Source organism: Paragemmobacter ruber (assembly GCF_009908315.1).
Taxonomy (GTDB): domain Bacteria; phylum Pseudomonadota; class Alphaproteobacteria; order Rhodobacterales; family Rhodobacteraceae; genus Paragemmobacter; species Paragemmobacter ruber.
Map to the genome: position 1 here is coordinate 250,539 of NZ_JAAATW010000004.1, position 9,785 is coordinate 260,323.

The 9,785-nt window shown below is 66.4% G+C and carries 10 protein-coding genes; 6 read left to right on the plus strand and 4 right to left on the minus strand.

The window, feature by feature from the left end:
• Positions 1-72 precede the first annotated feature (72 nt).
• Together GU920_RS17230 and GU920_RS17235 are read left to right on the plus strand one after the other, a co-directional pair.
• Positions 73-1,653: a Hint domain-containing protein gene (locus tag GU920_RS17230; RefSeq protein ID WP_161768353.1), complete on the plus strand. Its 1,581-nt coding sequence runs from the start codon at positions 73-75 to the stop codon at positions 1,651-1,653.
• 1 nt (position 1,654) lies between these two features.
• Complete coding sequence (locus GU920_RS17235; protein ID WP_161768354.1) at positions 1,655-2,644, plus strand: Hint domain-containing protein; 990 nt, start codon at positions 1,655-1,657, stop codon at positions 2,642-2,644.
• A 358-nt stretch (positions 2,645-3,002) separates the two neighbouring features.
• On the opposite strand, the gene GU920_RS17240 is transcribed toward GU920_RS17235, so the two are convergent.
• The 3 genes from GU920_RS17240 to dapD form a co-directional block, all read right to left on the minus strand.
• On the minus strand, positions 3,003-3,215 hold the full coding sequence (locus GU920_RS17240) for a hypothetical protein (protein ID WP_161768355.1): 213 nt from the start codon (positions 3,213-3,215) through the stop codon (positions 3,003-3,005).
• A gap of 208 nt (positions 3,216-3,423) precedes the next feature.
• Positions 3,424-3,798, minus strand: coding sequence for a hypothetical protein (locus GU920_RS17245; RefSeq protein WP_394351572.1), 375 nt, complete (start codon positions 3,796-3,798; stop codon positions 3,424-3,426).
• Between the two features lie 130 nt (positions 3,799-3,928).
• Positions 3,929-4,756: a 2,3,4,5-tetrahydropyridine-2,6-dicarboxylate N-succinyltransferase gene (gene dapD, locus GU920_RS17250; RefSeq protein ID WP_161768356.1), complete on the minus strand. Its 828-nt coding sequence runs from the start codon at positions 4,754-4,756 to the stop codon at positions 3,929-3,931.
• An 81-nt stretch (positions 4,757-4,837) separates the two neighbouring features.
• Here dapD and GU920_RS17255 point away from each other — a divergent pair, with 81 nt between their 5' ends.
• The 4 genes from GU920_RS17255 (at position 4,838) to GU920_RS17270 (ending at position 9,317) form a co-directional block, all read left to right on the plus strand.
• Positions 4,838-5,641, plus strand: a complete 804-nt coding sequence (locus GU920_RS17255) for an LOG family protein (protein WP_161768357.1) — start codon at positions 4,838-4,840, stop codon at positions 5,639-5,641.
• Positions 5,642-5,656: 15 nt separating this feature from the next.
• Positions 5,657-5,833: a type II toxin-antitoxin system CcdA family antitoxin gene (locus GU920_RS17260; protein WP_235933365.1), complete on the plus strand. Its 177-nt coding sequence runs from the start codon at positions 5,657-5,659 to the stop codon at positions 5,831-5,833.
• 126 nt (positions 5,834-5,959) lie between these two features.
• Positions 5,960-8,782 carry an error-prone DNA polymerase gene (locus GU920_RS17265; RefSeq protein WP_161768358.1) on the plus strand — a complete coding sequence of 941 codons (2,823 nt, stop codon included), beginning with the start codon at positions 5,960-5,962 and terminating at the stop codon, positions 8,780-8,782.
• Positions 8,783-8,834: 52 nt separating this feature from the next.
• Positions 8,835-9,317 carry a RidA family protein gene (locus tag GU920_RS17270; protein ID WP_161768359.1) on the plus strand — a complete coding sequence of 161 codons (483 nt, stop codon included), beginning with the start codon at positions 8,835-8,837 and terminating at the stop codon, positions 9,315-9,317.
• Between the two features lie 54 nt (positions 9,318-9,371).
• On the opposite strand, the gene GU920_RS17275 is transcribed toward GU920_RS17270, so the two are convergent.
• Positions 9,372-9,674: a 4a-hydroxytetrahydrobiopterin dehydratase gene (locus GU920_RS17275; RefSeq protein ID WP_161768360.1), complete on the minus strand. Its 303-nt coding sequence runs from the start codon at positions 9,672-9,674 to the stop codon at positions 9,372-9,374.
• Positions 9,675-9,785: the final 111 nt, after the last annotated feature.

Here is a 9,785-nt window from a genome sequence, read left to right on the forward strand (position 1 = left end):
CGGGTGCAGGGGGGGTGTTAATGTTAGTTAACAGCCCGTGCCGTTGGGCAGGGGCGCAGCGGATGGCATGTCATGGCAACGGGTGCGGAGCTTACCTACAACACCAACGCGACGGCCATTCAGATGGCAAATGCCATCTTTGGCGATGGCGTTACGGTTCTGGGGGCAACCTATACCGGGGATGCACGGGCGAAGGCCATCTACTCGAACGGGCAGTTGGCGCCGGGCGTGGTGCCGTCGAATACAGGTGTGATCCTGTCCACGGGGCGGGTGACGGATTTCACCCAGTCGAACGGGGACCCCAACCGCAACGCCGATACGTCCACCGATACGAACGGGCCGAACAACAATGCGCAGTTCAACGCGCTGGCCGGCGCGAACACCTTTGACGCGGCCTTTCTTGATGTGACCTTCGTGCCGACGGGCAGCGTGATGACGATGCGCTTTGTCTTTGCGTCGGAAGAATACCCCGAATACATCAACAGCAATTTCAACGATGTGGTCGGTGTTTGGGTGAATGGCGTGTCGGTGCGGATGACGGTGAACGGCGGCACGGCCAGTGTGAACAACATCAACGGCGCGACGCAGCAGAACCTGTTCGTCAACAACCAGAACGATGCCTACAACACCGAGATGGACGGCTTCACGGTGGTGCTGTCGCTGTCGATTCCGGTGAATTCCGGCGTGCAGAACACGATCCGCATCGGCATCGCGGATGTGTCGGATGCGTCATATGACTCTAACCTGCTGATTGCCGGGGATTCGATCCAGACCACTGTGGTGGCGGTGGATGATACGGCCACGGTGCGGGTGAACAACGACCGCGTGGTGAATGTGTTGGCCAATGACAGCACGACCGTCGGGTCGCTGGTCATTACCCATGTGAACGGTCAGCCCGTGGTGGCGGGGCAGACGATCACGCTGGCCTCGGGCGAGCAGATCACGCTGAATGCGAACGGGACCTTTACCGTGGTGGCAAATGGCACGGTGGAGACGCAGAGTTTTACCTACACCGTGTCGAACGGGCAGGGCGGCACGGATGTGGGCCTTGTGACGCTGTCGATGATCCCCTGTTTCGTGGCCGGCACGCGCATCGCCACGCCCGAGGGATTGGTGCCGGTCGAGGCGCTGCGGGCCGGGGATCTGGTGCTGACGCGGGATGACGGGGCGCAGCCGGTGCGCTGGATCGGGCGGCAGCGGGTTGTGGCGGAAGGGCGCTGTGCGCCCATCGCCTTTGCCGCGGGCGCGCTGGGGGATCATGGGGCGCTGCGGCTGTCGCCCGAGCATCGGGTGATGGTGCAGAGCGCGATGGCCGAGGTTCTGTTCGGGGCGGCGGAAGTGCTGATCGCGGCCAAGCATCTGGTGAATGACGGCACGATCCGCCGCGTCGCAGGGGGCGAGGTGGAGTATCTGCATCTGCTGTTTGACCGCCATCAGGTGATCTGGGCCGAGGGTCTGGCGGCGGAGAGCTTCTTTCCGGCCACGCAGGCGCTGGAGGCGCTGGAGCGGGATGTGCTGGAGGAGCTGGTGGCGATCTTTCCCGAGATCGACCCGGAAAGTGGCGCGGGTTATGGGCCGACGGCACGGCGCGTGTTGCGCGCCTTCGAGGCTCAGGTCATGATGCGCGACATGATGGTTAAGCCCGCCGCCTGACTTGACGCGCTGGATCGCCCTGTCGGACCAGCCCGATCCGCCCGCCGCGCCGCCGACGGGCGCGCTGGAGCATGGGATCCTGGTGTTCGAGATTGAGATGCCCTTGGCGGGGGCCGGGGTGTTGCTGGATCTGCGCGCGGGCAGCGGGGCGGACGAGGTGGCGCTGTCGCTGTTCCACGATCTGGGGGCGGGGATGGCCCTTCTGCATCGGCAGGGCGGGCGGGTGCTGCGGCATGTGCTGCCCGGACCCCTGCCGCAGAAGATCGGGGTGGCGCGGCTGAGTTTCGGCTGGGACATGCGCGGGCGCGGCTGGTGGATGGAGATGGATCTGGCGGGGCAGCGCTTGCGGGCGGAAGGCGCGGCGGCGATGCCGATCCGGCGGGCGGATCTGATGGCGCTGTGTGCCGGGGGGGCGGGGGTGATCCGGCATCCGGCGGTGCTGTGGTTCGGCGCGATGCAGGGCCGGGCGCAGCCGGGGCCGCTGGGCTGGCTGGGTGTGGCGACGCCGGTGCTGACGCGGCAGGGGCCGGTGGCGGCGGGCGCGCTGCGGCCCGGCGATAGGGTGGTGACGCGGGATCACGGGGCGGTGGCACTGGTGGCCGTGACGCGGGTACAGGTGCCGAGCCGGGGCAGCATGGCGCCGATCCGGCTGCGCGCGCCCTATTTCGGGGAGGGGGGCGACATGCTGGTGTCGCCCGACCAGCCGGTGCTGGTGGCGGGGCCGGAGGCGGAATACCTGTTCGGCGAGGAGGAGGTGCTGGTGCTGGCGCGGCATCTGGCCGACGGGCAGATGGCGGTGGCCGACAGCCGCCGCGCGGTGGCGCAGGGCGTGGTGCTGGATCTGGGCATGGCGGAAGTGGTGGAGGCGGGCGGCTGCGGGCTGGGGATCGCCGGGCCCGAGGGGATGGCCCCGGCGCGGCGCGTGCTGGATGCCTTTGAGGCGGCGCCTTTGCGCAACGCGATGCAGCGGGTGCAGCGGCGGGCGGTTTGAGGTCTAGCAGAATTCCTCAGTGTACTGCCGGATGGCCTGTTCAAGGTCGGTGGCGACATCCTTGGGGAAAATGTACCGTTCCATATGCTCGATCTGTAAGTCTCTGCACGGCGGCCGTCACACTGCGTGCCCGATTTCGTGATCGGCAGAACCTCTGGGTCATTTCTGAACGACGGGGCGATGGAGAACATGAGGACCGAGGTGTCACGGATGTTATCTTCCAGCGAGGAGACCTCCAGTGCATCGGACAGCTGAAGCTCGGTCCTGACGAAGGACAGAAAATCGGGAGAGTGGGAGGGCGTGCAGACGTGCTCCTCGTTGAAGGCGACTTCGACACGCAGCAGGCAAGTCTCCAGTTCTATCCTGCCAGCTCTATCCTGAATTTTCTTTGCGCGAGAGAGGCCGGGAAATCATGGTCGGCCGTTGAGAGCGTTCCACGCGCCTCGATGTCGTTCTGGAGATCGGCGATATCGGTGGGATCGTCGTTCTTGAGTTGCGTATAGGCAATGGCGGCGACGACGCTGATGAACGCCGCAACAGGAACAGCTATCTTGATGTTTTCCGTGTTCATTTTTGCGTTTCACCTTCGTCATGAAATCTGGGTTCGGCGCGGAAGGGACGGGAAAGGAAGGCCCGGACCGGAGCGCCAAGACGGGACGATCCGACGGGCGCGGATCATCGCCTGCGCGACTGCGCGAATTATCACTTCACGCTAGATGCGGTCTGGCCGCGGTGCAACCGCGGTGTTCCTGCGCCGAGGGTGACGGTGAACCCGGCTGCTAGTCGAAGAAGGGGGTCATCTGGGCGACGATGACGGAGTTTTCATCCAGCGCGCGCTGCATGAGGGCGCGTTCTTCGGTGTCGATCTCGTCCCCGGCCTTGAGGCGTTCCTCCAGCGTGCCATAGCCCGAGACATCGAGCGGGGCCATGTCGGCCTGTTTCAGGATGGCGACTGTTTCGCGGACGGCCTCTTCCTCATCCACGCCGGAAGCGTAGATCATGAGCGCGGCGCCGGTGGCCTTGTCGGGCAGGCCGTCGCCGGGTTTGCGGCCCACTTCCACCACCAGCGTATAGACCTGTTGGGGGCGCTTTTCGCGCTTTGGCTTGTCGGATTCGGGCGAGGCTTCGGACATGGGCGGGGCCTTTTCGGGCATCCCCCTCCCCCGGCCCCCCCCCCGGATTCGGGGGAGGGGAGGGCGCCGTCAGGCGACCGGGGTGGGGGTTGGTGGCGGTGGATCTGGGTATTTGGGCCAAGATGAAGGGGCAGGGTCGGATCTGGTGGGATCAGTCGCGCAGAAGTTCGTTGATCGAGGTCTTGGAGCGGGTCTGGGCATCGACCTTTTTCACGATCACGGCGCAGTAGAGGTTGATGCCATTCTTCGAGGGCATGGAACCCGCGACGACGACGGATCCGGCAGGCACCTCGCCATACATGACTTCGCCCGTCTCGCGATCGACGATCTTGGTGGATTTGCCAATGAAGACGCCCATCCCGAGGACGGATCCTTCGCGCACGATGCAGCCTTCGACCACCTCTGACCGAGCGCCGATGAAGCAGTTGTCTTCGATGATGGTGGGGCCGGCCTGCATGGGTTCGAGCACGCCGCCGATGCCGACGCCGCCCGAGAGATGGACGTTCTTGCCGATCTGCGCGCAGGAGCCGACGGTGGCCCAGGTATCGACCATGGTGCCTTCATCGACAAAGGCGCCGAGGTTGACGAAGGAGGGCATGAGGACCACGCCCTTGGCAATATGGGCCGAGCGGCGGACGACGCAGTTGGGCACCGCGCGGAAGCCTGCGGCGCGCCATTGATCGGGGCCCCAGCCGTGGAACTTGCTGTCCACCTTGTCCCACCAGCCGCCGCCCTGCGGGCCGCCGGAATGGTGTTCCATGTCCTTGATGCGGAAGCCCAGCAGCACGGCCTTCTTGGCCCATTGGTGGACGTGCCATTGCCCGTCGGCCTGCCGTTCGGCGACGCGGAGTTTGCCGCTGTCGAGCGCGTTCAGCGTGGTCTCGATGGCATCGCGCGCCTCGCCCTTGGTGGCGGGGGTGATGGTGTCGCGGGTCTCCCATGCGGCTTCGATGGCGTGCTCTAGCGCGGCGTAGGACATGGGCAGTTCCCCCGTTCTGATTGGCTGATCCGGTGCGACCCTATAGAGAGGGCGGATGACCCATGCAACAAGAGGAACGGCATGACACCCAAGGAAGACGGACGCAGCCACCCGTTCCGCGACAGTTCGCAGGATGCGGCGGCGGCGGAGCGGTTGCCGGATACGGCGCAGACGCGGGCGCCGGCCTATCGGCTGGCCTTCACCGACACCGATTTCCTGATGCGCGAGGAGTTGCGCCCGGTGCGGTTGCAGCTGGAGCTGTTGAAGCCGCAAATGGTGCTGGATGAGCGGGGGATCCGGTCCACGGTCGTGGTGATGGGATCGGCGCGGGTGCGGGCGGATGGCACGGGGCCTGCGGGCGGGCTGGCGCGGTGGTATGAGGAGGCGCGGAAGCTGTCCTTCCTCGTCACGGAGGAGAGCCTGAAGAGTTACGGGCGCGAGCTGGTGGTGGTGACCGGGGGTGGACCCGGCATCATGGAGGCGGGCAACCGGGGCGCGGCGGAGGCAGGGGGGCAGTCCATCGGGTTGAACATCGTGCTGCCGCATGAGCAGGCGCCCAATGCCCATGTGACGCCGGACCTGTGTTTCAACTTTCACTACTTCGCCATCCGCAAGATGCATTTCCTGATGCGGGCGCGGGCGATCTGCATCTTCCCGGGCGGGTTCGGCACGCTGGACGAGATGTTCGAGGCGCTGACCCTGATCCAGACGGGGCGGATGAAGCGGGTGCCGTTCCTGCTGTTCGGGCGGGCCTTCTGGGAGGGCGTGGTGAACTGGCAGGCGCTGGCGGATCAGGGCCTGATCAACGCGGGCGATCTGGCGCTGTTCCGGTTCGTGGAGACGGCGGAGGAGGCGCTGGAGGTGGTCTTGGGGGACGTAGGGTGAGGGAGCGGTGCGGTCATGCGTGAGGCTGAGCATGGGATGGGACGGGTTGAGGTGACGGGGCCTTTGGATGCGAAGGCTGCGCAGGCGGAGCGCAATCGCCTTTGGCGCGAGGAGAATCGTGCGGCGCTGGAGGCCCATGCCGAGGAAGTGGCGCGCGAGGGGTTGCCGCTGGCTGCGTTTCGGACGTTCTGAAACGGGCGGTAGATATCCTGTCTGACGGTGTCTGATCCGGCGTGAAGGGCTGGTTTGGGGACTCGTCCTTGGTGCAGATGTTCCTATAATGTTCCTGCCGGAACATCTGCGAATCCCCTGCTGCCCATGGCTTTCGTCGAACTCTCTGCCCTGTCGAATTTCACCTTTCTTCACGGGGCATCGCATCCTGAGGAGGTGATGGCGCGTGCTGCCGCGATGGGGATGGCCGGGGTGGCGGTGGCGGATGTGAATTCCGTGGCGGGGATCGTGCGCGCCCATGCCCATGCGCGGGAACTGGCGCGGCTGGCGGCGGAGGAGGGGCGGGACTGGCCGGGGACGCGGTTGATCCCGGCGGCGCGGATCGTGCTGCGGGATGGGTTCACGGTGACCTGCCTGCCGGGGGATCGGGCGGCGTGGGGGCGGCTGTGCCGGATGATCTCAACAGGGCGGTTGCGGGTGGAGAAGGGGGAGTGCGACCTGTCGCTGGAGGATCTGCTGGACTGGGGGGCGGGGATGGCGATGCTGATCCATCCACCCCAGCGGGGGCAGATGGAGGCGTGGCGGGGCGCGGTGGCGCGGCTGGTGGCGCGCTTTGCCGGGGCGTGTTTCCTGCTGATGGCGCCGCGCTATGACGGGCAGGACCGGGCGCGCTTCGCGCGACTTTCGCGGCTGGCCGAGGGGGTGGGGGTGCTGCCTGTGGCGAGCGCGCTGCCGATCATGCATCACGGGTCGCGGCGGCGGATGGCGGATGTGCTGACGGCGATCCGGCTGGGGGTGCGGGTGGATGATCTGGGCCGCCGCGCGCTGCCCCATGCCGAGCAGCGGCTGCGGTCGGAGGCCGAGATGCTGCGGCTGTTTGCCGGGCATGAGGCGGCGGTGCATCGGGCGGGGGAGGTGGCGGGGCGGTTGGCCTTTTCGCTGGACGAGTTGCGTTATGAATATCCGTCCGAGGTGACGGGGGGCGAGACGGCGGCGGAGCGGTTGGCGCGGCTGGCCTGGGCGGGGCTCGATTGGCGATACCCGGATGGTGCGCCGGAGCGGGTGCGGGCGCAGATGGCGCATGAGTTACAGCTCATCGGGAAGCTGCGGTACGAGCCCTATTTCCTGACGGTGCATGACATCGTGGATTTCGCGCGGGGGCGGGGGATCCTGTGCCAGGGGCGGGGGTCGGCGGCCAATTCGGTGGTGTGTTATGCGCTGGGGGTGACGAGCGTTTCGCCCGAGATCGGGACGATGGTGTTCGAGCGCTTCGTGTCCGAGGCGCGGAACGAGCCGCCGGATATCGACGTGGATTTCGAGCATGAGCGGCGCGAGGAGGTGATCCAGCATATCTATGCGCGATACGGGCGGCATCGGGCGGGGCTGTGCGCGACGGTGATCCATTACCGGGGCAAGCGGGCGGTGCGCGAGGTGGGCCGCGCGATGGGCCTGACCGAGGATACGCTGGCGGCGATGTCGAGCCAGATCTGGGGCTGGGGCGGACCCGGCCAGATCACCGAGACGCGGCTGCGCGAGATCGGGCTGGACCCTGCGGACAGGCGGCTGGCGCTGACCATGCAGCTGATCGACGAGATACAGGGGTTTCCCCGGCATCTGAGCCAGCATGTCGGCGGGTTCATCATCACCGAGGGGCGGCTGGATGAATTGGTACCGGTGGAGAATGCGACGATGGAGGATCGCACCGTCATCTGCTGGGACAAGGACGATATCGACACGTTGGGGATATTGAAGGTGGATGTGCTGGCGCTGGGGATGCTGACCTGCATTCGCAAGGCGTTTGATCTGATGGGCAGGCATCATCAAGTGCATCACACATTGGCGAGCCTGCCCGCCGAGGACCCGGCGACCTATGACATGCTGTGCAAGGCCGACAGTCTGGGCGTGTTTCAGGTGGAAAGCCGGGCGCAGATGAATTTCCTGCCCCGGATGCGGCCGCGGACATTCTACGATCTGGTCATTCAGGTGGCGATCATCCGGCCCGGGCCGATACAGGGGGACATGGTGCATCCCTTCCTGCGGCGGCGGAACGGGCAGGAGGTGGTGACCTTCCCATCCGACGAGCTGGGGCGGGTCTTGGGCAAGACGCTGGGCGTGCCGCTGTTCCAAGAGCAGGCGATGCAGATCGCCATCATCGGGGCGGGGTTTTCGCCCACCGAGGCCGACCGTCTGCGCCGGTCGCTGGCGACGTTCAAGAAGCATGGGAATGTGAGCGAGTTCCGCGACCGGTTCATGGCGGGGATGGCCGCCAATGGCTATGACGAGGCGTTTGCCGCGCGCTGTTTCGCGCAGATCGAGGGGTTCGGGAGTTACGGCTTTCCCGAAAGCCATGCGGCGTCTTTCGCGCTGCTGGTCTATGCGAGCGCCTGGCTGAAGCGGCATCATCCGGGGATCTTCGCCTGCGCGCTGCTGAACAGCCAGCCGATGGGGTTTTATGCGCCGGCGCAGATCGTGCGGGATGCGCGCGAACATGGGGTGGTGGTGCGCCCGCCCTGCATCAATGCCAGCCATTGGGACAATGTGATGGAACCCGACGGGCGGGGGGGATTGGCGCTGCGGCTGGGGTTCCGGCAGATCAAGGGGATGGCCGAGGACGAGGCGCAGTGGATCGTGGGCGCGCGTGGCAACGGATATCGGGCGGTGGAGGATGTGTGGCGGCGGGCGGGGGTGAGCGCGCTGACGCTGGCGCGGTTGGCAGAGGCGGATGGCTTTGCCGCGCTGGGCCTGTCGCGGCGGGATGCGCTATGGGCGGCCAAGGCGCTGGGCGAGAGCAGGCCGCTGCCGCTGTTTGCGGGCGACATGGATGGCGAGGGGATCGTGGAGCCGGCGGTGGTGTTCCGCGAGATGACGGCAGGCGAGCAGGTGGTGGAGGATTATGTCTCCATGCGGCTGACGCTCAGGGCGCATCCCATGGCGCTTTTGCGACCATGGTTGACGCCGGAAGCGGCTTGAAGGGTTCCGGGGCGCGGGGCAGGCTGGGCGCATCTGACAGGAGGGCGCGGGCATGACACCGGAGCGGATGGCGATCGAGATGGGGCTGGATATCCCGGATTTCGACGCGATGGGGTATTACGGGGCGGATTACGGCACGATGAAGCCCTATCACCGGGTGGGGAGCCTGTTGTTCCTGTCGGGCCATGTGGCGCAGATCGGCACCGAGATCACCCATAAGGGGCGGCTGGGGGCAGACCTGACGACGGAGCAGGGCTATCAGGCGGCGCGGCGGACGGGGCTGAACGTGCTGGGCGGCATCCGGCAGGCGGTGGGATCGCTGGACCGGGTGAGCAGCATCGTGCGGACGCTGAATTTCGTGGTCTGCACGCCGGACTATGAGGATGTCCACAAGGTATCGAACGGCCTGTCCGACCTGTTCGTGGAGGTGTTCGGGCGCGAGCGCGGCCTTGGGGGCCGGGCGACCATAGGGGTGATGGCGCTGGCGGGGGGCGTGTGTTTCGAGACCTGGGCCACGGTGGAGGTGGCGGATTGATCCGGCGCGCGCCTGCGCCCTGACCGTGGCCCGGTGCAGGGCGCATTTGCGCCGTCAGTCGTTGTAGAGCGCGTCCATCTTGGCGGCGAGGCGGAGGTCAAGCTCGGTCAACCCGCCGGTGTCATGCGTGGTCAGCGTGACCGTGACGGTCTTGTAGACGTTGGACCATTCCGGGTGGTGGTTCCATTTTTCCGCCCAGAGCGCGGCGCGGGTCATGAAGCCCATCGCATCAATGAAGTTGCGGAAGGTGAAGACCTTGGCCAGCGCGCGGCCGCCTTCGACCGCCGTCCAGCCGGTGGCGGTGAGGGGGATGAGGTCGGCGGGGGTGACGGGGGTGTAGGTGGGCCGGTCTGTCATGGCGATCTTCGGGTCTTGCGGGGGAGGGGCGATTTTCCTGCGAAAAATCGGGCTTCGGGCGGGGTGATTTTTCCTTGAAAAATCGGCGGTATGGCGACCGTGGCGCGACCG